General features: G+C 47.5%; 26 protein-coding genes and 4 pseudogenes. 21 read left to right on the top strand and 9 right to left on the bottom strand.

What is annotated here, in order from left to right; genetic code table 11:
• Nucleotides 1-3: 3 nt before the first annotated feature.
• The 4 genes and pseudogenes from lysA to QUE23_RS07900 all read left to right on the top strand — a co-directional run.
• Nucleotides 4-1,200: pseudogene (gene lysA, locus QUE23_RS07885) on the top strand (diaminopimelate decarboxylase); the annotation flags it as partial.
• Complete coding sequence (locus QUE23_RS07890) at nucleotides 1,183-1,911, top strand: chorismate mutase (protein WP_286349443.1); 729 nt, start codon at nucleotides 1,183-1,185, stop codon at nucleotides 1,909-1,911. The pseudogene lysA and the gene QUE23_RS07890, both read left to right, overlap by 18 nt.
• Nucleotides 1,901-2,788, top strand: coding sequence for a DUF2156 domain-containing protein (locus tag QUE23_RS07895; protein WP_286348501.1), 888 nt, complete (start codon nucleotides 1,901-1,903; stop codon nucleotides 2,786-2,788). The genes QUE23_RS07890 and QUE23_RS07895 overlap by 11 nt, the downstream gene beginning before the upstream one ends.
• Before the next feature lie 73 nt (nucleotides 2,789-2,861).
• Entirely contained in the window at nucleotides 2,862-3,245 is a 384-nt protein-coding gene (locus QUE23_RS07900; RefSeq protein ID WP_286348502.1) for a hypothetical protein, read from the top strand.
• On the opposite strand, the gene QUE23_RS07905 is transcribed toward QUE23_RS07900, so the two are convergent.
• From QUE23_RS07905 to QUE23_RS07930, 6 genes and pseudogenes are all read right to left on the bottom strand, one after another.
• Nucleotides 3,242-3,583 carry an SEL1-like repeat protein gene (locus tag QUE23_RS07905; RefSeq protein WP_286348503.1) on the bottom strand — a complete coding sequence of 114 codons (342 nt, stop codon included), beginning with the start codon at nucleotides 3,581-3,583 and terminating at the stop codon, nucleotides 3,242-3,244. The two genes, QUE23_RS07900 and QUE23_RS07905, sit on opposite strands and share 4 nt — an antisense overlap.
• Nucleotides 3,584-3,605: 22 nt before the next feature.
• The gene (locus QUE23_RS07910) at nucleotides 3,606-4,100 is read right to left on the bottom strand and encodes an SEL1-like repeat protein (RefSeq protein WP_285757908.1); all 495 of its coding nucleotides are present in this window, start codon (nucleotides 4,098-4,100) and stop codon (nucleotides 3,606-3,608) included.
• Between the two features lie 33 nt (nucleotides 4,101-4,133).
• Nucleotides 4,134-5,392: pseudogene (locus QUE23_RS07915) on the bottom strand (RNA polymerase factor sigma-54).
• Nucleotide 5,393: 1 nt separating this feature from the next.
• A complete protein-coding gene (gene lptB / locus QUE23_RS07920; protein WP_286349444.1) occupies nucleotides 5,394-6,116 on the bottom strand; it encodes an LPS export ABC transporter ATP-binding protein in 723 nt (240 codons plus the stop codon).
• Nucleotides 6,109-6,528 carry a tRNA (adenosine(37)-N6)-threonylcarbamoyltransferase complex ATPase subunit type 1 TsaE gene (gene tsaE / locus QUE23_RS07925; protein ID WP_286348504.1) on the bottom strand — a complete coding sequence of 140 codons (420 nt, stop codon included), beginning with the start codon at nucleotides 6,526-6,528 and terminating at the stop codon, nucleotides 6,109-6,111. The genes lptB and tsaE overlap by 8 nt, the downstream gene beginning before the upstream one ends.
• Nucleotide 6,529: 1 nt before the next feature.
• A complete protein-coding gene (locus tag QUE23_RS07930) occupies nucleotides 6,530-7,987 on the bottom strand; it encodes a DNA polymerase III subunit gamma/tau (protein ID WP_286348505.1) in 1,458 nt (485 codons plus the stop codon).
• Between the two features lie 120 nt (nucleotides 7,988-8,107).
• On the opposite strand from QUE23_RS07930, the gene ggt reads away from it, so the two are divergent.
• The 10 genes and pseudogenes from ggt (at nucleotide 8,108) to QUE23_RS07980 (ending at nucleotide 15,463) form a co-directional block, all read left to right on the top strand.
• On the top strand, nucleotides 8,108-9,769 hold the full coding sequence (gene ggt / locus QUE23_RS07935; protein WP_286348506.1) for a gamma-glutamyltransferase: 1,662 nt from the start codon (nucleotides 8,108-8,110) through the stop codon (nucleotides 9,767-9,769).
• Nucleotides 9,769-10,521, top strand: a complete 753-nt coding sequence (locus QUE23_RS07940) for a spermine/spermidine synthase domain-containing protein (protein WP_286348507.1) — start codon at nucleotides 9,769-9,771, stop codon at nucleotides 10,519-10,521. The genes ggt and QUE23_RS07940 overlap by 1 nt, the downstream gene beginning before the upstream one ends.
• Nucleotides 10,518-11,105, top strand: coding sequence for a dephospho-CoA kinase (gene coaE, locus QUE23_RS07945; RefSeq protein ID WP_286348508.1), 588 nt, complete (start codon nucleotides 10,518-10,520; stop codon nucleotides 11,103-11,105). Before QUE23_RS07940 ends, coaE begins: the two co-directional genes overlap by 4 nt.
• A pseudogene (locus QUE23_RS07950) lies at nucleotides 11,102-11,858 on the top strand (DNA-methyltransferase). The gene coaE and the pseudogene QUE23_RS07950 overlap by 4 nt, the downstream one beginning before the upstream one ends.
• 147 nt (nucleotides 11,859-12,005) lie before the next feature.
• A complete protein-coding gene (locus tag QUE23_RS07955) occupies nucleotides 12,006-12,104 on the top strand; it encodes an HNH endonuclease (RefSeq protein ID WP_286348509.1) in 99 nt (32 codons plus the stop codon).
• Nucleotides 12,105-12,167: 63 nt separating this feature from the next.
• Nucleotides 12,168-12,356 carry a hypothetical protein gene (locus tag QUE23_RS07960; RefSeq protein ID WP_286348510.1) on the top strand — a complete coding sequence of 63 codons (189 nt, stop codon included), beginning with the start codon at nucleotides 12,168-12,170 and terminating at the stop codon, nucleotides 12,354-12,356.
• 57 nt (nucleotides 12,357-12,413) lie between these two features.
• On the top strand, nucleotides 12,414-12,842 hold the full coding sequence (gene rplM / locus QUE23_RS07965; RefSeq protein ID WP_286348511.1) for a 50S ribosomal protein L13: 429 nt from the start codon (nucleotides 12,414-12,416) through the stop codon (nucleotides 12,840-12,842).
• A 4-nt stretch (nucleotides 12,843-12,846) separates the two neighbouring features.
• A complete protein-coding gene (gene rpsI / locus QUE23_RS07970; RefSeq protein WP_053941165.1) occupies nucleotides 12,847-13,236 on the top strand; it encodes a 30S ribosomal protein S9 in 390 nt (129 codons plus the stop codon).
• A 21-nt stretch (nucleotides 13,237-13,257) separates the two neighbouring features.
• A pseudogene (locus QUE23_RS07975) lies at nucleotides 13,258-14,592 on the top strand (MATE family efflux transporter); the annotation flags it as partial.
• Nucleotides 14,593-14,629: 37 nt separating this feature from the next.
• A complete protein-coding gene (locus QUE23_RS07980) occupies nucleotides 14,630-15,463 on the top strand; it encodes a J domain-containing protein (RefSeq protein ID WP_286348512.1) in 834 nt (277 codons plus the stop codon).
• Here QUE23_RS07980 and QUE23_RS07985 read toward each other — a convergent pair whose 3' ends face one another.
• The gene (locus QUE23_RS07985) at nucleotides 15,464-15,679 is read right to left on the bottom strand and encodes an HP1242/YdcH family protein (RefSeq protein ID WP_286349445.1); all 216 of its coding nucleotides are present in this window, start codon (nucleotides 15,677-15,679) and stop codon (nucleotides 15,464-15,466) included.
• A gap of 72 nt (nucleotides 15,680-15,751) precedes the next feature.
• On the opposite strand from QUE23_RS07985, the gene QUE23_RS07990 reads away from it, so the two are divergent.
• From QUE23_RS07990 to QUE23_RS08005, 4 genes are all read left to right on the top strand, one after another.
• Nucleotides 15,752-16,990, top strand: a complete 1,239-nt coding sequence (locus QUE23_RS07990; RefSeq protein WP_286348513.1) for a hypothetical protein — start codon at nucleotides 15,752-15,754, stop codon at nucleotides 16,988-16,990.
• A 65-nt stretch (nucleotides 16,991-17,055) separates the two neighbouring features.
• Nucleotides 17,056-17,454 (top strand): hypothetical protein, encoded by a 399-nt coding sequence (locus QUE23_RS07995; protein ID WP_286348514.1) that lies wholly within the window; start codon nucleotides 17,056-17,058, stop codon nucleotides 17,452-17,454.
• A gap of 86 nt (nucleotides 17,455-17,540) precedes the next feature.
• Entirely contained in the window at nucleotides 17,541-18,683 is a 1,143-nt protein-coding gene (locus QUE23_RS08000) for an FAD-dependent oxidoreductase (protein ID WP_286348515.1), read from the top strand.
• A complete protein-coding gene (locus QUE23_RS08005) occupies nucleotides 18,596-18,880 on the top strand; it encodes an oxidoreductase dimerization domain-containing protein (protein WP_286349446.1) in 285 nt (94 codons plus the stop codon). Before QUE23_RS08000 ends, QUE23_RS08005 begins: the two co-directional genes overlap by 88 nt.
• A gap of 16 nt (nucleotides 18,881-18,896) precedes the next feature.
• Here QUE23_RS08005 and QUE23_RS08010 read toward each other — a convergent pair whose 3' ends face one another.
• Nucleotides 18,897-19,907, bottom strand: a complete 1,011-nt coding sequence (locus tag QUE23_RS08010) for a type I glyceraldehyde-3-phosphate dehydrogenase (RefSeq protein ID WP_286348516.1) — start codon at nucleotides 19,905-19,907, stop codon at nucleotides 18,897-18,899.
• 220 nt (nucleotides 19,908-20,127) lie between these two features.
• Here QUE23_RS08010 and QUE23_RS08015 point away from each other — a divergent pair, with 220 nt between their 5' ends.
• Nucleotides 20,128-20,820: a Bax inhibitor-1/YccA family protein gene (locus QUE23_RS08015; RefSeq protein ID WP_286348517.1), complete on the top strand. Its 693-nt coding sequence runs from the start codon at nucleotides 20,128-20,130 to the stop codon at nucleotides 20,818-20,820.
• A gap of 49 nt (nucleotides 20,821-20,869) precedes the next feature.
• Nucleotides 20,870-21,259: a thiamine-phosphate pyrophosphorylase gene (locus tag QUE23_RS08020; RefSeq protein ID WP_286348518.1), complete on the top strand. Its 390-nt coding sequence runs from the start codon at nucleotides 20,870-20,872 to the stop codon at nucleotides 21,257-21,259.
• Between the two features lie 52 nt (nucleotides 21,260-21,311).
• Here QUE23_RS08020 and QUE23_RS08025 read toward each other — a convergent pair whose 3' ends face one another.
• Nucleotides 21,312-21,485, bottom strand: coding sequence for a hypothetical protein (locus QUE23_RS08025; RefSeq protein WP_286348519.1), 174 nt, complete (start codon nucleotides 21,483-21,485; stop codon nucleotides 21,312-21,314).
• Between the two features lie 1,044 nt (nucleotides 21,486-22,529).
• Here QUE23_RS08025 and QUE23_RS08030 point away from each other — a divergent pair.
• Nucleotides 22,530-22,712: a hypothetical protein gene (locus QUE23_RS08030; RefSeq protein WP_286348520.1), complete on the top strand. Its 183-nt coding sequence runs from the start codon at nucleotides 22,530-22,532 to the stop codon at nucleotides 22,710-22,712.
• The last annotated feature ends 62 nt before the right edge of the window (nucleotides 22,713-22,774 follow it).

Genomic DNA, 22,774 nt, shown 5'->3' on the forward strand with positions numbered 1-22,774 from the left:
CAAATCGCCGCTTTGGCGGATAGGACCCCTTTTTATCTCTACGATTTAGACGGCATTAGGGGGGCTTTCTTAGACTTTAAAGAAGTCTTTAGGGGGCACAAATCGCTCATTTGCTACGCTCTTAAGGCCAATTCTAATCTAGCTCTCTTGGAGGTTTTAGCCAAGGCGGGGGCGGGGGCAGATTGCGTGTCGATCTATGAAGTCCACCGTGCGCTCTTAGCCGGCATTGCGCCTTATAAAATCATTTTTAGCGGGGTGGGTAAACTTGAGAGTGAGATTCAAGAGGCCCTAGAGCAGGGGATCTTGTTTTTAAATGTGGAGTCCTTTGAGGAGCTAAGGCTCATAGAGCAGATCGCAAAAGAGCACAACACCAAAGCCCGCATTAGTGTCAGAGTCAACCCCAACATTGACCCCGCCACGCACCCTTATATCTCTACCGGGCTGTGGGAGAATAAATTTGGGGTGGAAGAAAAAGAGGCGGTGCAAATGTTTATGTTTGCCAAGCAATCCGCCCATTTAGACCCCATCGCCTTGCATTTTCACATAGGCTCGCAACTCTTGCAACTTGCTCCTCTAGAACAAGCCTTTGAAAAAATGGCAAGCTTTGCCCGCTTTTTAATCGCGAGTGGGGTGGAGCTTAAGTTCTTTGATGTGGGTGGAGGGCTAGGCGTGGCTTATCATCCCACACAAGAACCCATCGCCTTACAGAGCTACGCCACCGCCCTTTTTAAAGCCACAAAAGGGTTAGATTTAACCATCATTTGCGAGCCGGGGCGGCGCATTGTAGCAGAGCATGGGGTGTTGGTTACCAAGGTGCAATACACGAAGTCCAACGCCCACAAACACTTTGCCATTGTGGATGTGGGCATGAACGACTTCATGCGCCCCGCCCTTTACCAAGCCACCCATCCCGTGCGCCTACTGACCCCCAAAGACACCGCACCGGTGGCTTACGATTTGGTCGGACCTATTTGTGAGAGCGCAGATTGCTTTGTAAAGGGCGTTCATTTGCCAAAGCTAGAGCGAGGGGATTTACTTGTCTTTGAAAAAGTGGGGGCGTATGGGGCGAGCATGGCAAGCCACTACAACAGCCGCCCCAATCTCTTAGAGCTAGGATTTGAAGGTGGTGCGATCCGCACGCTTAGAGAGCGAGAGGACTTTTTTGACTTGATTAAGCATGAAATGGGGCATTTAAAGGGGGAGGGCATTGCGTCTAAACGGGTACAAATAGACCAAATCGACCAAAGCCTAGTTAAACTCTTAAACGAACGCTTTGCCTTAAGCACACAAATTGCCAAGGACAAGCACCAAATAGGGCTTAGCGTCTATAATCCCCTAAGAGAAGCCGAGATTTTTGCCAAAGTGGGGGGGCGTTTGGAGAGTGTTTATACTGAGATTTTGGGTGTGTCTAGGGGGCTTATTGACCCTGAAAAAGTGGGGGTGAGTGGCAGCACAAACACGGCAAGAAGGCTTTTGGGGCAGAAGTTTAAATTAAACCTTTTTAACCCCCTAAAACTCTTTGATTCTATCTTGCTTAAGGGCGTGGATTATGGGCTCTTAGAAGTGCGCAAAACCTGCGCCTATGCTGAAGGGCTAAAGGTGTTAGTGGGCCATGTCGCTAGACAGGATTTAGAAATCGCGCATAGCTTTAAAATCGGGAGGGCGTGGTGTTTACTCATTGGGCGTTTTGGCTTTTTGGCACAAACCAACCCCACACGCAAGGCATTGTGGTTTGAGCCCGCACAGGCGCAAGAAGTGCAGACTCTGCTAAACTCTTCCATGAACCCCTATTTTGCTGCTACAAAATTTGGCTGCTTGCTAGAAGTAGATATGGCACTAGAACTGCCTGCCCATTTGCAACCTGTCGTTTTAGGCACTTATTCCAACACACGGAGAGCATGTGGAGTTTAGCCCCCTTCATTTGGCGCAAAGAAACGCCCTAGATTCCGCCCTAAAGGCAGACAATTTTATCGTGGGCGATGTCAGTTTTACAAACTTGTATCTGTGGCAAAACGCTAGAGAGATTAGCCTAGCCTTTGTGGAGGGTTGTGTGGTGATCAAAACCGCCTACCCTAACGAGTCCCCCTTTTATTTTTACCCCATAGGCTCAGGGGATAAAAAAGCGGTGCTCGAGCAACTCATGAGCCACACTAGGGCACAAAAGGAAGTTTTAGAGTTTCGCGCCTTGCAAAGCACGCATAAGGACGAGTTGGAGCGGTTTTACCCCAATGCCTTTAGCTTTGAAGCTAAGAGGGATCGCTTTGACTATGTTTATAGTGTAGCCGAGCTCATCGCTCTAAGCGGTAAGAAATTCCATAAGAAGAAAAACCACTTAAATGCCTTTTTAAAAGCTTACCCCCACTACACCTACGAGCCCATTAGTCGGCTAAATATCTCCGATCTGAAACTTTCCCTCAAAGAGTGGCACAAGCTAGACGACCCACAGGATTTAGGACTAGAGCACGAATATCTAGGGATTTTAAACACCCTAGACATTTACGAAAAGCTGCCCTTGCTAGGAGGGGTGATTAAAATTGAGGGGCGCATTGTGGCGATGAGTTTTGGGGAGAAAATCAACCCCGATATGGCACTGATTCACATTGAAAAAGCAGACCCGAGTGTGCGGGGGGCTTACCAAATGATCAACCAGCAACTCTTAACACACGCCTTTGCTGACTGTGTGCATGTGAATAGAGAAGAAGACTTAGGCATTGAGGGCTTACGCCAAGCCAAAATGGGTTACAACCCCGTGTTTTTGGTGGAGAAACACCACGCCCGCTTGGTCTAAAACTTTAGACTAAAATTACCATCGATTAGTTTTAGTATCCTAAAATGGGACATTCTACTAGAAGGAGTATCTCATGGATTTGCTAATACGACAATTGAAACACGAAGACCTACAAGAGTTCCAACAACTTGTGGCTAAATTTGGGGCGAGCATCACCATTTTACCCGACATTAAAACTTCCCCCAAACCTGCAGTTTTGCAAAAATTGTCAGACGACCCCATTGAGGTGAATATGCCCCTTGTGGATGGGGCGTTTGTGGCAACTGTAAACCGCGAGAAAAAAGAAGTCCAAAAGACTTATTCTAGGCGTTGCCAAGATGCGCTAAACACACAAAAACACCGCCACGATCACCACAAACTCGGCTGTGGGCGCACGCACCATGCCGATAAATTCACCGAACGCCCCCTACGCCATAGCGACAGAGACTCCGACTCCGGGTTTGGGCTAGATATTTAAAGCCATTGCTCTAAGTCTTGTATAGCTTGGGTGTGCTTGTTTTCAGGTGCACCATCTTCATAGGTTTGGTAGTGTTTGATCGCCTCTGTGTAGAGCCCCTTTGCTTTTTCAGTGTCTTGCGCCACGCCGCGCCCTAGCTCGTACATCTTGCCTAGAGCATAAAACTCGTAGCCGAAGTCGTTTTCTTTGCGGGCGATTTTGCAAAAGTGCTCAAAGGCATTTAGGTAGTCTTGCACCATGTGGGGCGCGCCGCACAATTCCCCATTGTATTGGTTAAACAAATCCAATAAAGCGTCATCACTCAGGTGCAAAGACAAATGGGATAAATCCTCTAGCATGGGCATCCTTGTTTCAAATTAATTAAAAAGAGAGTCTGCGTTTTGCTCTAGGGTTGGGCTTTTTAAGATAAAGGCGCAAATAGGACTTGGTAACCTCCAACTTCGCCTCGCTCAACTTGCTTTGGTAGTGCAGGGCTTTTTGTGTGTCTTGATCCACGCCATCGCCCATCTCATATGCCGCAATGAGTTTCGTCAAGGCGTGGATGTAAATCCACTGCGTCTTCACCCCCACCTGCACCACGCCTTGATAGCAAGACAAGGCTTTTTGCATGTCCTTAGCCACGCCCTGTCCCTTTTCATACATTTGGGCTAGGCGGTGGAACACCTGTCCGTTGCGGCAATGCCCGAGCACAATTTGTTTATACAAGCTAAACGCCCTCAAGTAGTCTTGCACACTGTGGGGGCAAAAGCGCACGCTCGCAAGCCCCACTGCCTGCCTTTTGCCACATCCATTGTAGGCGTTAAACAACTCCAACAAGGCGGCATCACTCAAATTCAAACCCAATTCAGCGGACATGCAACTCCTTTTGCAGGTGGTGATTCTAGCATGCTATGTTAAATCCAACGCCATGCCATAGAGTTTTTTGCGCTCTGTGGAGCTGGCGATGTTTAAGAGTTTGCGGTATTTGGTGATGGTGCGGCGCACCATTTTAAGCCCAAATTGCTTTTCCACGAGCTCCAAAATCTTTAAATCGCTCATGGGGTGCTGTTTGTCCTCCTTGCTGATGAGCTCTAGCAAGAACTCTTTAATGGCGGCGTTGGACACATCGCCCTCTAAAGCGGTGGTAAAAAAGCTTTTGATCGCAAACACTCCCCGATTGCATGCTAGATACTTGTTAGAGATCGCTCGTGAAATGGTGCTAGCTGCATAGCCAAACTCTTCGGCAAGGTCCACTAAACGCATGGGTTTAATCGCCCCGCCCTTGAAAAAATCGTACTGGTACTCCACGAGCATTAACCCGATTTTTTGGATAGTCTGATGGCGCATTTGCAGGGCATCCACCAAGTCCCTAGCTTCTCTTAATTTCTCCTTTAAATACCCATTGTCTGCAACGATCTTGTCTTGCTCCAGCACGACTTTCGGGTAATAGCCCTCATTGAGCTGCACGCTAATGTCCCCATCCTCTTCAAACACCAAAATATCCGGGATGATGGGGGGCAGACTCTCGGCAAAATCTAAGGCGGGGGGTTTTTAAAGGAGGTGATGACTTGCATGGCTTTGGAGTATAGGGGGTTGTGGCGGTGTTTTTGGTGCTGCTCTAAATCTTTGAGAATTTTGGCGCACAGCTCATAGGTGGGTGTGTCTAGTTCTTCGTGCTGGGCTAGCTGAAAAGTAAAACTCTCCAAGAGATCGCGCGCTCCCACACCCGGGGGGTCTAAATAAGCAAAGCGTTGGCGCACTTTTTCATAATCGCTAGCTTCCACTCCCAAGTCTAAAGCTTGCGTTTGTGTGTCGCCTTCAAAATACCCCTCCGGACTTAAATTATCTATAATGTCGGCGGCGATTTTAAGAGAGATTTCTGTGGGGAATAGAGGGGGTAAGAGTTGCTCGCTTAAAGTTTGGTGCAAGGTTTTGGGACGCACACTTAGGCGTTCGATCTGATCGCCTAGAGCGTTTTTGGGCGGTTTATAAAATTTTTGGGAGCTAAAGTCTGTGCGCATGCCACTTTGCACCCGCACAAAGGGGTTATCTTTGGCGCAATTTAACAAGGTTTCTTCAATCTCCAAAGGGTCGCTTTGTAAAATAGGCAGCCAACTTTTCAAGGTCGCCGAGAGTTTGTTTTTGAGATTGGGGCGGGCACGCAGCATTTTAAGCCTTAAAATTCTCCCCTAAGTAATATTTACGCACCAAAGGGTTGTCGTAAATTTGCGCCGCACTCCCGCTAGCGAGCAAAGTCCCGCTTTTAATCACATACGCCCTGTGGCACACACTCAAAGTTTCGCGCACATTGTGGTCGGTGATCAGCACCCCGATATTCATCTCCACCAAATGCTCTATGATTTTTTGTATGTCTAAAACGGCGATGGGATCGACTCCGGCAAAGGGCTCGTCTAGCAAAATGAATTTGGGGTTTTTCACCAACGCCCTCGCAATCTCCACCCTTCTGCGCTCCCCTCCGCTTAAAGACATGCCCTTGCGCTCTCTAATGGCTTGGATATTAAAGGCGTTTAACATCTCTTCAATGCGCTCTAACGCTTCCTTATTGCTCTTAAAAGTCGTTTGGGCGGCGAGCATTAAATTGTCCTGCACGCTCAAATCCTTAAAAATGCTCGACTCTTGGGGCAGATAGCCAATCCCCATGTTGGAGCGTTGGTGCAAAGGGTAGCTAGACAAATCAATATCGTTTAAATACACCCTGCCCCCACTGGGTTGCAAGAGCCCACAAATCATATAAAAGGTCGTGGTTTTGCCTGCCCCATTAGGCCCAAGCAAGCCCACCACCTGCCCACTCTCCACCTCTAGCGATACATCGTGTACGATTTTTGTCTTTTTGATTTGTTTGCTGAGGTTTTCGGCTTTGAGTTTATCCATGTTGCAGCCGATAATGGCAAGTTTCATGACCCCGCTCAAGGCTCAAGACTAGAGGGCTGAAGCCACAGGATTTAAGCCATGAGAGCAAATGACAATCCCCCCACTCGATGAAGTGCACCCCCGGTCGCTCTAAGTTCTCCAACACCCCTAAAGCGTGCAGCTCTTCAAAGCCCTTTAGGTAAAAATCATAGTGGTAAATACAAATCTTGGGGGTCTTGTAAATATGTAGCAGGCTAAAAGTGGGCGAAGTGGCGGGGGGGGCGTTTAACTCTTGGCAAAAGTGTTGCACGAAAGTGGTTTTCCCGCTGCCTAAATCCCCTTGCAAGAAAATCAGACTATGCGTGCTTAAATGCGCTTGCACGGCTTGCACCACTTGGGGGATTTGGGCGAGGGTGGCATGCATGTCTAGCATTTTAGCAATCCTCCACCTTGCCATCGGTCGTACCGAGCTTGTCTTGCATGGCCCGCATTAAGGACGGGTTGTTTTCTTTAAACTGCTCTAAGGGCCTGGGCTTTGATTTATCGGTTTCTATGCGGGCATGCGCTCCAAAGACTTCTTTTAAACATGGCACAATCAAGGCCTTATAATGTTGGCGCAAAAGCACATTTGCGCTCTCATCAGCACTAGAGTGTAGCAATAAAACCCCATTGTCAAAAGACTGAAACGCCAAAACCTTCCTAAACACCCTGCCTAGTTCGGCATTAGCACTTTCAATCTTGGCAATGAATTGCTGGAATAATTCTTTTGGTTGGACTTGGGAGTCTAGGGCGGCTTGTTGTGGCTGTGGCGTGGGGGCTTGATGGGGGGGCTGTGTGGCTTGGGGTGCAGCTTGCGTGGCGGGGGTGGGTTTAGATGTGGTGCTTTGGACGGACTGCTGCAAATGCGCTTGCATTTTAAGTGTGCTTAAAGCGAGCACAAAGTCTCCATCTGCCCCATAGTTCAACAAGGGTTGCGCCTGTGCGATGGCGTTCATGAAAGGCTCAAGCACGCTTATGGGCAGCTTTTGGCTAAACATGGCATCCCTTAAAAAGCGCGCCATTTCTTCTAGCACCATAGCGGTATCGTACTCGGTTAGGGTGTGTAAAAAGTTTTCCACGCTTGCGCCAGCCACTAGGGCGTTAAAAAACTCTTCTAAAACTCTGCTATCTACAAGCCCTAACATTTGGCTTGTGGCTAGGGCACTCACGCTCTGATCGCCATAGCTGATGGCTTGCTCGGCTAAGGTCAAGGTGTCGCGTAAACTCCCCCCTCCACTTCTAGCCAGCATTTCTAAGGCGGGCTCTTCAAAACTGACACCTTCTTTTTCAAAGATAAACTTTAAATGCGCCACAACCGCCTTAGGCGGGATTTTTTTAAAGTGGAACTGTTGCGTGCGGCTTAGGATTGTGGCCGGGAGTTTAAAGGGGTCTGTGGTGGCTAAAATGAATTTGACATGGGCGGGGGGTTCTTCTAAAGTTTTTAACAAGGCGTTAAAGGCTTCCTTCGTCAGCATATGGACTTCGTCGATGATGAAAATTTTAAACCTCCCCAAAGAAGGCTTGTACTTGCTCTGTTCGATGATTCCGCGCACATCTTCAATCCGCCGATTAGACGCGCCGTCCATTTCGATGGTGTCTAAATGCGATCCTTGCAAACTCTCTACACATGAAGGGCAGGCATCGCAGGGCGCGCTTGTAATGCCTTTTTCACACTGCAGTGCCCTTGCAAAAATGCGCGCACTGCTCGTTTTGCCGCTGCCCCTAAGCCCGCTAAACAAATAGGCGTGCGCTAAACGGCCACTCTCTAGAGCAAGGCTCAAGGTTTTGGCGACACTCTCTTGCCCCACCAACTCGTTAAAGTGTTTGGGACGGTATTTCAGCGCAAGACTCAAAGGGCATCCTTTAAAGTGAATGCAACATTATAGCCTAATTTGCATGAGGGCTTGGCTCAAGTAATCCATGCTAGAATGCAAGATTTATTTTAATTTTTGGAGGCAAATGTGCATGTATTGATGCGTTTATGCGCAATGGTTGTTGTCAATGTGAGTTTGGTTTTTGGAGCATCCTACCCGCCCATTAAGGGCCGGGCATTGGCTCTCTCTAGCCATGCTTTGGCCGACAAAGTAGCGCAGAAAGTGTTAGATGAGGGAGGCAACGCCATCGATGCAGCGGTGGCTATTGGTTATGCTTTAGCTGTAGTGCATCCGTCTTCGGGCAATTTGGGCGGGGGCGGGTTTGCCGTGGTGCATTTAGCCAATGGGGAGAATGTTACCCTAGACTTTAGGGAAAAGGCCCCCCTAAAGGCCACGAAAAACATGTATTTGGATAAAAAGGGCAAAGTCATCCCTAATTTGAGTACAGACGGCTACTTGGCCGCCGGGGTGCCCGGCACCGTGGCCGGTCTTAGCGCACTCTTAGACAAATACGGTACACGCAAACTTGCAACTTTAATCCAACCTGCCATCGATTTAGCCCAACACGGCTTTAGACTCACCCAAAGACAAGGCGAAACGATGTTGGATGCCAAACCCCGCTTTGCCAAATATGCAAGCAGTCGCAAATACTTTTTAAGAAGGGGCATGGTGGCTTATCAAGAAGGGGATTTGTTTGTGCAAAAAGACCTAGCCAAAACCTTAACTCTCATCAAAAACCAAGGCCCTAGTGCCTTTTATAAGGGCAAAATCGCGGATTTGATCGTGGAAGACATGCGCAAAAATGGGGGGATCATCACCAAGAAAGACTTAGCCAGCTATAATGTCGTTTGGCGTAAACCTGTGGTCGGCACTTACAGGGGCTATAAAATCATCTCAATGGGGCCACCCAGCTCAGGTGGGGCGCATGTGATCGAGATTTTAAACACCATGGAAAATGCCAATATCCACAATTTGGGCTTTGGCTCTAGCAAAACCATCCACATCATGGCCGAGGCGATGCGCCAAGCTTATGCTGACCGCTCCGTGTATATGGGCGATCCAGACTTCATCACCATCCCCCTAGAAAAACTCACCAGCAAGGCCTACGCCAAAGAGATTTACGCACATATCCAGCCCGACAAAGCCACCCCAAGCAGCCAAATCAACCCCGGGTTAGGGCAGTTGCACGAGGGCAAGAACACCACGCACTATTCTGTTGCCGATAAATGGGGCAATGCTGTGAGCATCACCTACACCATCAACAACTACTACGGCAGCGCGGCTGCTGTCAATGGAGCGGGCTTTTTGCTCAACGATGAAATGGACGACTTCTCCATAAAACCGGGCACACCCAACCTTTACGGGCTTGTGGGCGGGGAAGCCAACGCCATTGAACCCAACAAGCGCCCCTTAAGCTCCATGTCGCCCACCATCGTGCTTAAAAACAATAAGGTCTTTATGGTGGTGGGCAGCCCCGGGGGGGCGCGCATCATCACCACGGTGCTAGAAGTCATCAGCAATGTGATCGACCACAAAATGGACATTGCGCAGGCTGTGAGCGCGCCACGCTTTCACATGCAATGGCTGCCCGATGAAATCCGCACAGAACCTTTTGGCATGGTAAAAGACGTGCAAGAGAACCTAGAAAAAATGGGCTATCACATTGTGGTCAAACCCGTGATGGGCGATGTCAATGCAATCGTCATCAACCCCAAAAGCCATATGATGTATGGCGCACACGACCCCCGCAAGGAATTCTAATGTTTGGTTTTCAGTTGATAAAAACTCTAGAGGGCGTGGCGTGTGGCGTTACGCTTTACAGTTCAAAAATGGGGCAAATCGCCCAAATCACGGGGCAACAAGGGGGCCTACTCTTGCAAGACTTCCCCCATTTAGAGGCCGAGCTTTTAGCCCACATCGCCGCTTGCACGCACCCTAAGCCACAAGAGGCGTTGATCTTAGGGGGTTTTAACACAGAAATCGCCTTTGAACTGTTACGCCATGAAAACCTAAAAGTGGATTTCGTGCAAGAAGAGGGGGCTTTGCTGGAGGGTTTAAAAGACTTCTTGCCCCACTTATCCGTTTTACAAACCCACCCACACTTTAAGCAATACCCCAAAATCCTAGATTTAGAGGTGAAAAAATATGATTTGATTTTCTCTTTAAACACGCCAAACGCCCACCAAATTGATGGCCTGCAGCGCATGCTAGGGACTGAGGGGATTTTAATTGCCACCACCCCCAGTCCGCTTTTAGAGCCACAAGCCTTTAAACAAAGCGTGCAAGAGCTTGCCCCCCATTTTAGCGTGCTGATGCCCTTTTCTAGCCCCTATGCCCCCCTTAGCATGCACTATCTCTTTGCGTCTAAAGCAGCCCACCCCTTAGCAGATTTAATCTTGCAAAGGGTGGATATGCTCGAGGGTTTACGCCACTACAACGAGGAAATCCACACCGCTGCTTTCGCTCAGCCCCAACGCTTACACCAAGACCATTTAGGGCTGTTTAAAAATTGAGCCTAAAAAACGCTTTTGTGCTCACCGGGGGGATTGGCACGGGCAAGAGCACGGCAGCCAACCTACTTAAGCTGCATGGCTACTCTATTTTAGATGCCGATAAGAGCGCACACGCCTTATTAGAAAAACACGCGGCAGAGTTGATTAAAATCTTTGGTGAGGGCATTAGCCAAAACGGGCAAATTGTACGTAAAAAACTAGGGACACTTGTCTTTGGCGACCCGGCTAAAAGGGCAACCCTTGAGGCGTTTTTACACCCTAAAATCCGCCTAGATTTATTGCAACAAGCCCACGCCCTTGAAACCGCTAAGAAACCCTATTTTTTAGACATTCCGCTGTATTTTGAGATCGAGGGGCAAAAGAGTTATGGCATTGCGCAAATCATCTTAGTCTATGCTCCAAGAGAGGTGCAGATACAAAGAGTCGCTCAAAGGGATAACTTGAGCCAAGCACAAATCCTAGCACGCCTAAACGCCCAAATAGACATTGAGCTTAAGCGCACCCTAAGCCCCTATATCTTAGACAACTCCAAGGATTTAAAACACCTGCAAACACAGGTAGAAGCCTTTTTAAACAGCCTATGAGCCTTTATTTCACCCATAACAACATCTCTTTACACCACGCCAGTGCCCTAGACCCTATGGCTTTAGAAAAAGAGAGTCTCGATTGCACCATCACCTCCCCGCCCTACAATGTCGGCATTGCCTACAACGCCAATGAGGATGGCCAAAGTTATTTGGAATATTTGGACTTCAGCACTACATAGCTACAAAACGCCTATTTGTGGGCTAAGGATAGTGGGAGGCTGTGCTTGAATATCCCCCTAGATAAAAACAAGGGCGGGCGACAGAGCGTGGGGGCGGATTTGATCACTTTGGCTAAAAAAGTGGGCTGACTTTATCACAGCACCATTGTTTGGAATGAGGGCAATATTTCTAGACGCACGGCGTGGGGCAGCTGGCTTAGTGCCCCCGCCCCCTATGTCATCGCCCTAGTCGAGCTCATCGTCATTTTGTATAAACGGACATGGCGCAAGGCACACAGGGGGAGAGCGACATTTCTAAAGAGGAATTTATGGCTTGGACCAATGGGATTTGGAGCTTTAACGGGGAGTCTAAAAAGCGCATAGGACACCCCGCCCCTTCCCTAGAGAATTGCCCCGTCGTTGCCTCAAACTCTTTTCCTTTGTGGGCAACACCATTTGCGACCCCTTAGGGGGAGCGGGACAACCATGCCAAAGCCCACCTAATAAACGCGCCTTTGTGAGTTTAGAGCTAGATAAAACCTATTGTGCCCTAGCCAAAGAGCGGTTTTTAAGAGAAGTGAAAGGTGTTTAGGGATTCGGATAGAGGGATTCGCTCATTGCACCAACAGGGCAAACTCATCAAAGTTTCTAAGGGCGTGTATCGTCACGACCCTCAAATTTAGAGGATTTTAGCCCGGCTTTAAAAAAGCAAATCCTAAAACGAGGTGGCTATAAATGCGTGATCTGTGGAGCTGGAGAAAAAGAGGGGGTGGAGTTGCATGTCGATCACATCAAGCCCAAAGACTTAGGGGGCAAAGCCACTTTAGAAAACGGATAGACTCTCTGTGCTAAACACAATTTCTTAAAAAAGAATTTTAATCAGACCGAAACGGGTAAAAAGATGTTTCGATGCTTTTTAGAGAGCGCACAAGAGGCGGGAGAGCTGGAGCTAGTCGCCTTTTTGGGGGAAGTCTTAAGCATCTATGATCAGCACGGCATTAATGGACATGTCTTGTGGAAAAAAGCCAAATCAGGGCACAGAAACTACCATGTTTCACTTGGGCGGTGGCACAACTTTAATCTCGCTTAAATTAAGCAAAATATCAGCTTTTTGCGCTAGAATAGCCGTTTCTTAAAAAGGAAATGTATGAATACTACGCAATCAATGAAAGTTACAGACATCAAGCGCGATTGGGTCGTGCTGGATGCAAAAGATCAGGTTTTTGGGCGTTTGGTTACACGGGCAGCGACTTTGCTCAGGGGCAAACACCGCCCCTACTTCACCCCTAATGTGGATTGTGGGGATTTTGTGGTGGTTGTCAACGCCAGCCATGTGAAGTTTTCAAGCTTAAATAAGCTTAAAGATAAAGAATACTTCACCCACTCGGGCTATTTTGGCAGCACCAAGAGCAAAACCCTAGAAGAAATGCTAGAAAAAACTCCCGAAAAGCTCTTTTATCTCGCGGTGCGGGGCATGTTGCCTAAGACGAAGCTCGGGCGCGCGATGATTAAAAAGCTGAAAGTCTATAAAGATGAAAAACACCCCCACACAGCTCAAGTGGGCAAGAAGGATTAAGTAGATGACAAAAATTTACGCCACAGGCAAAAGAAAAAGTGCGATTGCCAAGGTTTGGCTCACGCATGGGGACGGGCAATTAGACATCAATGGCATGGACTTAAACACGTGGCTAGGCGGGCATGAGTCCATTAAAATGAAAGTCATGCAACCCTTGGTGCTCACCAAACAAGAAGGCTTGGTGAGTGTGAAGGCGGTGGTCTTTGGGGGTGGTTACAGCGCACAAGCCGAAGCCCTAAGGCATGGCATTTCTAAAGCCTTGAATCTCTACGACAGTGCCTTTAGGGCGATTTTAAAACCCAAAGGGCTTTTAACCAGGGATTCTCGCGTGGTGGAGCGGAAAAAATATGGCAAACGCAAGGCGCGCCGCAGCCCACAATTCTCTAAACGTTAGGGAGCGCACAAGGGGGGGCGTGTGGCTGTTGATCTAAAGACCACGCCGATTCCTAGGCTTTTTTTCTACTATTTTATCCCCCTCGCCTTTTCTATGATTTCGCTCTCCACTTACTCCATGATCGATGGCATGTTTGTGGGCAACAAGCTGGGTAAGAATGCCCTAGCCGCGATTGGGGTGTGTTGGCCCATCTTCCCCACTTTGATTGCCTATGAGTTGCTCTTTGGTTTAGGGGCAGCCTCGATCGCCTCGTATTTCTTAGGCAAAAACCACATTAAATGTGCCCGCTTGGTTTTTAGTTCGGTCTTTTATTTTGTTGCGATCAGCATTGTTGTCATTAGCTGGGTGCTTGTGCCTTTTAGCGATCGTATCGCCAAAATGCTAGGCAGCTCGGATTTGCTCTTGCCGATGGTGTCCATTTATCTTAAGGTGATTTTGATGGGGGCGGTTTTTATGGTTTTGCACCCCCTAGCTGATGTCTTTGTGGTGAATGACAAACGCCCCATTTTGGCGATGGTTGCCATGTTGATCGGCTCTCTTACGAACGTTCTGTTTAATTACCTCTTGCTCTATGTCTTTGAAGTGGGCATACACGGGAGCGCGATCGCTACGGTGCTAGGGCATGCGGTGGGGTTCTTTGTCTTATTTTCGCATTTTCTTTTGAAAAAGGGGCAATTATATTTTGTGCGCCGTTTCAACTGGGCGAGTGTGATTTCTTCAGCCAAAAGCGGCGTGCCCCAAAGCGTGTCCGAGCTTAGTGCCGCTGTGGTGATGTTGCTTTTTAACTGGACGATCATGCGCACCGTGGGCGAGCGGGGGGTGTCGATTTACGCCATTATTATGTACAATGGGATCGTGTTTTGGACGACTCTGCTTTCCATAGGGCAGGGGATACAGCCGATTGCAAGCTTTAGCTATGGGGCGGGGTGCTTAGATCGCGTGCGCGCGAGCTTTAACTTTGGGCTTAAGGTGGCTTTGTGTGTGGGCGTGGTGCTTTATATTATGTTCTACTTTTTTGATAGCTATCTCCTTAAGTTGTATGTGGATCAAAAACGCCTCTTAGAAGACCCCGCTTTTTTGGCGGATAGCAAACATGCCATGGATATTTATTATTTTGGGCATATTTTCTTAGGGATCAACCTCTTTTCTGCGATCTTTTTTCAGTCCATACAGCGCACCAAGAGCTCGTTTCTCATCACCATTTGCGAAACGATTGTGTTCATCGCGCTCTTGTTACCGGTTTTGAGCCATTTTTACGGACTTAGGGGGATTTGGGTCGCCTACCCGCTTTCACAATTTTTAGCCTTGATTGTGGTGGCGTTTGTGGTGCGTTATGAGATCAGGCGGGGGACATTTCACGAAAACATCATCAAAAAATATGTTATAATACGCCATGCAAATCAAAACCAAAGCCACCAAAACCCTCCCCACCCCGCAAAAAAGCCCCATTGCCAACCAGTTCATTGAAGTGTGCCTAGATCCTTCTTTATACGCCAAAACAAGCCTATATCTAAAAAAACACTTCCCCGAGCATGTCAAATTCAAGCACACCTTGATCTTGCTTGAAAAGACTAGCCTCAAAAAGGCCTATCTGTTAAACCGTCTGCTTTACGCCAAATATGCCCTACACCCCTTTAACTCCCCCGAGATGTTTAATCTCTTGCTAGAAAAAATTTTAAGCAACGCCCACTTGCCTGTGGTGTTTAAAGAGAGTTACACCCCTAAAATCAGGACTAAACCCCTCTTGGCCCTCGTGCCAAAGGTGGAGATTCAAGCCATTTATATGCACTCTAGATTGGTATTTTACTACACCCATTTTTTGGCTCGGGAGTTTTTACACAGCTTGTTTGCTCCCTTTATTTTGCTTGAAACCCCCTTCAAGGACAAGAGCAATAAAAGGGATTTCTTGCACGAAACCCACGCCCATTTGGACGCTTTACAGGTGCTCATGTCTCTGAAAAATCCGCACTTCAGGTACGCTTACATACAATTCATCTACCCCACACAAAAGCTTTTTCTAACGAAACAAGAAGAATTGATTTTAAAAGCCTTGCGTACGCTAGGCCTGGGGGTGATGCATTCCAAAGAAGAGATCAAGCACCGCTACTTGGAGTTAGCCAAACTCTACCACCCAGACACCGCCCCCTCCAAAAAGCCCCACCACAGCATCCGCAAGCAACGCTTTTTGGAAGTGATGGAAGCCTACAAAATCCTAAAGAATCTCTAGCTAGTTTGTGCCCTTGTGTTCTTGGATCATGCGGTAGATTTGGTCTTTCAAATGCAACTTTTTCTTTTTAAGAGCGGCGACTTTGAGTTCATCGGTGTTGTGCGCCTCCAAAGTGGTGATCTCATCATCCAGGGCGTTGTGTTCCTCAAAAATCTTATGGAAGTGGGGATTTTTGTTGCTGAGCTCCTTGATTTCTTCCCTATATTCGTGGAACATCTCTTTCTCCTTTCTAATAATAAAGTCAATCATTATAGTATAATGTGTCTTTTATCGGCTTAAAGGATTGCTATGCCCTCCCTTAAATTCCGTTTTCTTTGGTTTTTTTATCTGTGTTTTTTACATCTGTCCGCCTCCACTCTCGCCCAGCATTTGCGCTACAATTTAGGTTTCAACCTCTTCATCATGGATCACGAGGGTTCCACAACTTATTGGCCTAACACCAATACCACACTTAACACCCGCCTGACCCCCGAATTTGGTTTTGCCTTCAACACAAAGGGCGTGGAGCAAAAGCTCATGGTGGGGGCATTCTTTTTCCAAAACATCCACACTTACCAAATGAACTTCCCCTCCAAATGGGGACCGACACTTTATTACCAAGCAAGGGGACATTCTTTTAACTTCTATGGGGGGATTTTCCCTAGAAAATACCTCAACGGACACTACCCCTTAAATGTCTTTACGCCTTATTACTGGTTTATAGACCCCAATGCACGGGGTTTTTTATTGCAATACCGCCCTCCCACAAATCCTTACAAATCCACCCACCTAGAAGCCGAGTTTATGCTCGATTGGTTTGGAGGCAACTGCTACACCTGCAAATTTGGGCACAATGCTTTAGGCAATGGCATGGACCGCTTTAGTTTTATGGGCTATAGCGAGTTGAAGACCTTAAAGGGGTTTTTGATCTTAGGGGGTAATGCTGAGTACTTCCATGTGGAAGATCAATTTTTACTCAACTGGCCCAACACTTCAGGCAACATTTCCTACGGTGAACACTACTTGCTCGATCGCCTCTACTACCAAGCCTACGCCAAGAGTGACTTATTAAACGCTGTCCCCTTCATGGATAAATTAGATTTTTCTCTAGGGGTGCTTGCGAGTTTGGAGCGGTTGCGTAAAATGGGGATGAGTAGCAATTTTAGGGTGAGTAATGGTTTTTTTGCCCAAGCCAACATGCAATTCAAGGGTTTTGGGATCAGCGATCTCTTTTTTGCAAGCAAACATGGACAGAATGCCTATGAGCGTATTTACAACAACACCTACATAGACAACATTTGCATGGCTTTTAAAAATTATTGCCCCACACCCATTTACCGCGGAGTCGCCTTTTTCCAAGCCCCGCTTTACAACCGCCTTGACATTTACTACGAATTTAGAAGCTCCTTTGCCAGCATCAAAACCCAGTTTGTCTACAACACCATGAGCGACTACCACACCACGCAATCCTCTTATCAAGTCTACTTCACCGTGTCTCTAGACAGCTATGATTTACTCAACTTTATTTTACGCAAAGTCCACCGCTAAAGCAAACTGCCGATATAAAGCTAGGCGTTAGCCAAACTAGGCTTGACCTAGTTAAAGGAGTTTGCATGCCCGTATCCATCCCCGGTAATTTAACCTACATCAACCAGAACGCCCCTTACAGCTCCATTGTCAACCAAAACGCTTTGCCTAAAATCTCCCAAATCGACCAGCAAGTCTTTTTAGAACGCCTACAAAAAGTGGAAGCCACCCGCGCCCTTGAAGAAAACAAAGCCGTCAGTCCCGACAAAGAAGAGACCCCCAACAAGTCTCCCAAACAAGATCAGGAGTCACAAGAGCAAAGTCTCCCCCAAGAAAACGCCGATGCCCGTTGCCAAAGGGACAAGGATAAAGAACATTGCTACCAGGGACATTACTACAGCGACAGCGAGCTAGAGCGGGCGGTGGAAAACACCGAAGAGCTCGAGCAGCTTGTAGACCCACATGCGCTAGATATTACAATTTAAGGGTTTTTAATAATATAGAAATAGGACGAGCGAAAACCTAGCGGTTATAACAAGCATGCTAGCATTATAAAAACAAAGGATCTTTGATGCAATTTGCGTATGATTTGGTTGTGATCGGATTTGGCAAGGGGGGCAAGACTCTAGCCGCTGCGGCTGCAAAGCTAGGCAAAAAAGTTGCTCTCATTGAAGCTAGCAAAGAGATGTACGGGGGCACTTGCATCAACATCGGGTGCATCCCCTCTAAAGCCCTTTTGCATTTAGCTACCCACAAAAAGGGGGCGGCTGGCTATAAAGAAGCCATAGAAGCCAAAAATAAAATGGTAGTCCTTTTGCGCCAAAAGAATTACGAAGCCCTGCTAGACGCTAAGGTGCAAGTGATTGACGGCACAGCAAGCTTTAAGGACAACCACACCTTAATGCTCTACCACGACGACAGTTGCCAAGAAATCAGCGCAAATCATATTGTCATCAATACAGGCTCAATCCCCATCACCCCTAAGGTACCTATCCACTCAAACCAAATTTACGACAGCACCTCTTTGATGCAGTTAAACACCTTGCCTGCGCATTTAGTCGTTGTAGGGGGGGGTTATATCGGTTTAGAATTTGCCAGCATGTTTAATTTGTTTGGGCGCACCTCTGGCAAACACGCCACCGAAGTGAGCGTGCTCGTGCGCGGGACAACCTTTTTACCTAAAGAAGACCCCGTGTTTAGAGAAAGCATTTACGAATCCTTGAGTCAAAAGGGGATTAAAATCCTCTGTGGTGCCGATCTAAAAGCAATTGAGGGCGATTGCATCCACTACACCCAAGACAACCAAGAAAAAACCCTAAAAGCCGATGCAATTTTACTCGCCATAGGGCGTGCACCTAACACCACCTCTTTACAACTTGAGCGGGCGGGCATTGAACTGGGCGCACAACAAGAAATTTTAACCAACGAATTTTTAGTGGCAAACCCCGAAGATGAAGGCAACATTTACGCCATCGGCGATGTCAAAGGTGGTGCAATGCTCACCACTTACGCCAGTTTAGACGACTACCGCATCGTTTACGACCACCTTTACGGCGCAAAAGGCGTTCCACCAAGAACCGCGATGTGTTGCCCGAAGTGCTTTACATTGAAACCCCCTACAGCCATGTGGGTTTGCGGGCAAGTGAAATTAAAGACGAAGCTGTGCGTACATACAGCCTCAACACAGCGGCCATTCCCGGGGCGCGCATTCTAGAAGACACCACAGGACTATTACAAGTCTTGGTTGAAGAACACACAGAGCGCATTTTGGGCGCGAGTTTGCACTGCCCCCTCTCTTACGAGTACATCAACCTCTTTAGCCTCGCCATGAACCAAAATTTGAGCTTTTCTACCCTTAAAGACATGATCTACACCCACCCTTCCATGATGGAGAGCCTAAACACCTTCTAGCCCGATCAAGCGTAAGTCACTTTGCAAGACTTGCGCCACAAACATAAAATGCCATGTCCACCAGGCGTTGGGCGTACGCCCACTCGTTGTCGTACCACGCCATGATTTTGGCATGTTTACCTAAGCTAAAAAGCATGTCCTCCACCACCACACAGCTTGCCGCATTGCCGACAATGTCGCTGCTCACTTTATAAGTGCTATCCACTTCCAAGATACCCTTTAGATCCGCTTGACTCGCCTCTTTAAAAAGGGCTACGAGATCCTCTGTGCTTGCGGATTTGTTTAACCGCACACTCAAATCCACCATAGACACATCCATAGTTGGCACGCGCACACTCCGCCCATGCATTCTGCTCTTTAGGTTTGGCAAAACAAGGTAAAGTGCCTTGGCCGCCCTCGTGGTCGTGGGGACAATGTTGTGGGCGGCGCGGCTGCGGCGTTTATCGACACTCAGCGCACCATCCACCAAAGCCTGCCCCTTGGTGTAGCTGTGTATGGTTGTGAGCAACGCACTTTCAATGCCAAAACGCTTGTCTAAGAGCATGCATACAGGTGCAAGGGCATTTGTGGTACAAGAAGCGTTGGAAATGATGGGTTGATTTGTGTAGTTTTTATGATTCACACCCAAAACAAAAGTTGCTTGACGCGCTAGTGGGGCAGTGTGTGGATCAAAGGGTGCCCCTAAAATGACCTTTTTCGCTCCTTGTTTAATAAACACCTCTAAAGCCTCTGGGGCGCAAAAATGTCCCGAAGTTTCTAAAAGTACATCCACACCCGCTAGGTTTAAATCTTTAGGGTCTTTACACGCTTTAAAAAGGATTTTGCAAGAGCCCACGACAAGCTGCCCCTCTTGGCTTTGCACTTTTTGTGGGTAAAGTCCGTGCACGCTGTCATGCTGGAACAAATAGGCTAAAGTGTCTAAGTTTGCGGGGTCGTTGATGAGTGCCAACACCCCATGGTGCTTGTCGCATAAAATGCGCGCCACACACCGTCCAATCCGCCCAAACCCATTGATCGCAACCACCAAAACAAGCCCCTTTTAGCAAGTTAAAGCCCCACTTTGTCCGCCAGGGCTAGTCAAAACAGCCACTATTTTAGCAATTTTTAATATATTTTAAGAAAGCCACCCCTCTAAAACCCCAAGTTTGCCAAATTCCCCACTGAGCATAGCCCACAAGGGGCGTTTTAAGCAAGGTATTAAGGGGATTTGGCTAGAATTTCGCCACTTTTTACAAAAGGAGATTTACATGGCTTTGTATGATAGACAAGTGCACGAGAGCGTGTCGTCCTCTTACGCCGAGCAAAACGACACCGCTTTAGTCAATTTTGTCAAAACCACTTATAAATTCTTTGCCGCTAGCCTGCTCTTAGCCACCATCGGTGCGCTGATTGGCATGATGCACTTTCAGGTGGTCGTGCAATATAAATGGGCGTTTTTTATCGGTGAAATCGCTGCTTTCTTTGGACTCATGTTCACCCGCAAAATGCCTACGGTGAACCTACTCATGCTCTTTGCCTTCGCCTTTTTATCGGGCATCACCCTTGTGCCGCTGCTAGGCTTTGTCATCGCCCGTTCAGGAGCGAATGCCATCTGGCAAGCCCTTGGCATGACAACCATTGTCTTTGGTGTGATGAGCATTTACGCCATTAAAACCAGGAGCGACCTTGCCAACATGGGCAAAATGCTTTTCATCGCCGTGATTGTGGTGATGGTTGCCTCTTTGATCAACCTTTTCTTAGGTTCGCCTATGATGCAAGTGGCGATTGCGGGCGTGAGTGTGGTGCTTTTTAGCCTCTTTGTGGCCTACGACACCCAAAACATCATCCGCGGACTCTACGAAAGTCCCGTAGAGGCGGCAGTGGCGTTATATGTGGACTTCTTGAATATCTTTGTGTCCCTCTTGCAAATTTTAGGTATCATGGGGGGGCGCAACGACTGAGCCTATTGGGCGTCTTTTAGACGCGAATTTAAACCGCTTCAAGGAGGGGGTGCGGGTTGTGGAGGATGCCTTGCGTTATCTCTATAACCATAAAGATTTAGCTCTTAGCCTAAGACAAATCCGCCATCAAGCCACTGAAATCTTTATCCAATACAACATCGATTTTTTATGGCTTTGCGCTGAGCGCGACAGCCAAAACGATGTCTTAAAAGCCCACGACAACCCCCCAAAGGAATCCTCCAGCCTTGGCATGTTGCAAGCCAACTTTAAGCGAGCACAAGAGAGCGCACGGGTACTTGAAGAGTGCTTCAAATATTTGATCTCCCCCAACCCCAACGCCCCAAACTTTAAAACTCTGCGTTACGCACTCTACACCCTTGAAAAAGAGTGCATGGCTTTGTTAAACGATTTGCCAAAGAGTGGCTTTTCTAGTGTATAATGAGCCTAACTAGAGCGATCTAGTGTAAAATTTACTTTTGGAGGTTTTTATGTCAGAAGAATGCTGTCACGACCACAGCGAAGGTTGTTGCCACGATCACGAAGGGCACGGCGAACACCATCACCACCATCACCACCATCATTACTACGGTGGACATCACCATCACCACCATCACCACCATGGCGGTGATCACCACCACCATCATCATCACGGGGACGATCACCAAGAATAGCCCCCATCCCCGGCACCTGCCGGGGTGCATTATTACCCTTGCTTGATGGAGTCTTTCTCTCGTTTTTTATTAACGGATGTGTGGTTTTTTACTAGGCTTCCACTCCAGAACCTGTAACCAATCTAAGCAGTTAAGACATTCAACAAAGCATACAGCTCTAGAAAACCAATCAGGCTTAAATAATCTCTATAATACTTCATTACTCGTTGATTCGACATCAACTGGTGTTGACTTTAGCATCATAGAACTTTTAGAATCACTAAAAATCCTCGCCACTCTAAAAAATATGGGCAACAAACTACCCAATGCTTTCAATAGAGTCAGTGCGCAAGCAACAGGTCTAGCGGGCAATCTCTACAATATTGATATGTTGTTAACATTGATATGTTGTTGGCACCCCTTGACCACATAGAACAAGAGTGGTTATAGCGTGAGTAACGATGCACTAGATGCCTTGCAGATTTTAGGCAGCACTAACACCGAATGTAATGGCAGACTCGTTACAAAGAGTAGAGGTAGTTTATAGTCTCGATGTCAGTTTTGCCAATTTTTACCAATGTGATGCGAATGCTCTTACCCACCAAAATAAGAACGGCAAAGGCGTAAACACCGCCTTACACAAAATTAAACACCATTGCCACCAATGCATTAAACACCAAGATAAGAACTTTTGACTCTAGAGCACAAAATCACCAAAGCCGAGTCATACGTGTGTAGATTAATTTTAGATTTTAAGAAAGTTGGATACAACAACCCCCGTGGTAGGTCCGCCCTTGCGGGCGAACCCCCTTAAAGTGGGTTGATATAGCGGAGTGGGTACAAAAACCGCTTTATCAAATGCTACGTGTTTGTCCCCGCGAGGATTATTAACGATCTCATATGGGTTTCTCCTTTCTAGGGAGTTACCCACTTCTTTCCCAAAAAAACGCGCTGCGTTTTTCCATGAAACAAAACTCAAGCCTTGCCATACGCTAAGTACCCAAGAGGTAGCCCATACGGTATCCAGTGCCCGCATTATAATATCTTTGGGTGGGGGGCATGAACTTTAACCGCTTTATAAGAAACTTCCTAGACCTAAGAGAAGCCTTGCAAACGCAAAACTTCAGCATCAAAGAATTAAACAATCTATGCATGCAAGGGGCTATCGAGTACGAAAAGCTGTATTTGCGAGAGTTGCAGGTGAACTTAGAGCAGGCCAAATTAGGCCTAGAGCAAGCCTAGTTAAAGACCAAACTAAAAATAAATGCCACCGATGCCAAACACCAGCCAGAAGTCACTAAAGC

Source organism: Helicobacter felistomachi (assembly GCF_030296895.1).
Taxonomy (GTDB): domain Bacteria; phylum Campylobacterota; class Campylobacteria; order Campylobacterales; family Helicobacteraceae; genus Helicobacter; species Helicobacter felistomachi.

Coding starts and splice junctions, on each gene's coding strand:
- QUE23_RS07890 (WP_286349443.1), top strand. CDS start 1,183: ATGGGGCATTTAAAGGGGGAGGGCATTGCGTCTAAACGGGTACAAATA.
- QUE23_RS07900 (WP_286348502.1), top strand. CDS start 2,862: ATGGATTTGCTAATACGACAATTGAAACACGAAGACCTACAAGAGTTC.
- QUE23_RS07905 (WP_286348503.1), bottom strand. CDS start 3,583: ATGCTAGAGGATTTATCCCATTTGTCTTTGCACCTGAGTGATGACGCT.
- QUE23_RS07910 (WP_285757908.1), bottom strand. CDS start 4,100: ATGTCCGCTGAATTGGGTTTGAATTTGAGTGATGCCGCCTTGTTGGAG.
- lptB (WP_286349444.1), bottom strand. CDS start 6,116: ATGGATAAACTCAAAGCCGAAAACCTCAGCAAACAAATCAAAAAGACA.
- tsaE (WP_286348504.1), bottom strand. CDS start 6,528: ATGCTAGACATGCATGCCACCCTCGCCCAAATCCCCCAAGTGGTGCAA.
- ggt (WP_286348506.1), top strand. CDS start 8,108: ATGCGTTTATGCGCAATGGTTGTTGTCAATGTGAGTTTGGTTTTTGGA.
- QUE23_RS07940 (WP_286348507.1), top strand. CDS start 9,769: ATGTTTGGTTTTCAGTTGATAAAAACTCTAGAGGGCGTGGCGTGTGGC.
- QUE23_RS07960 (WP_286348510.1), top strand. CDS start 12,168: ATGTTTCGATGCTTTTTAGAGAGCGCACAAGAGGCGGGAGAGCTGGAG.
- rplM (WP_286348511.1), top strand. CDS start 12,414: ATGAATACTACGCAATCAATGAAAGTTACAGACATCAAGCGCGATTGG.
- rpsI (WP_053941165.1), top strand. CDS start 12,847: ATGACAAAAATTTACGCCACAGGCAAAAGAAAAAGTGCGATTGCCAAG.
- QUE23_RS07980 (WP_286348512.1), top strand. CDS start 14,630: ATGCAAATCAAAACCAAAGCCACCAAAACCCTCCCCACCCCGCAAAAA.
- QUE23_RS07985 (WP_286349445.1), bottom strand. CDS start 15,679: ATGTTCCACGAATATAGGGAAGAAATCAAGGAGCTCAGCAACAAAAAT.
- QUE23_RS07990 (WP_286348513.1), top strand. CDS start 15,752: ATGCCCTCCCTTAAATTCCGTTTTCTTTGGTTTTTTTATCTGTGTTTT.
- QUE23_RS07995 (WP_286348514.1), top strand. CDS start 17,056: ATGCCCGTATCCATCCCCGGTAATTTAACCTACATCAACCAGAACGCC.
- QUE23_RS08000 (WP_286348515.1), top strand. CDS start 17,541: ATGCAATTTGCGTATGATTTGGTTGTGATCGGATTTGGCAAGGGGGGC.
- QUE23_RS08015 (WP_286348517.1), top strand. CDS start 20,128: ATGGCTTTGTATGATAGACAAGTGCACGAGAGCGTGTCGTCCTCTTAC.
- QUE23_RS08030 (WP_286348520.1), top strand. CDS start 22,530: ATGAACTTTAACCGCTTTATAAGAAACTTCCTAGACCTAAGAGAAGCC.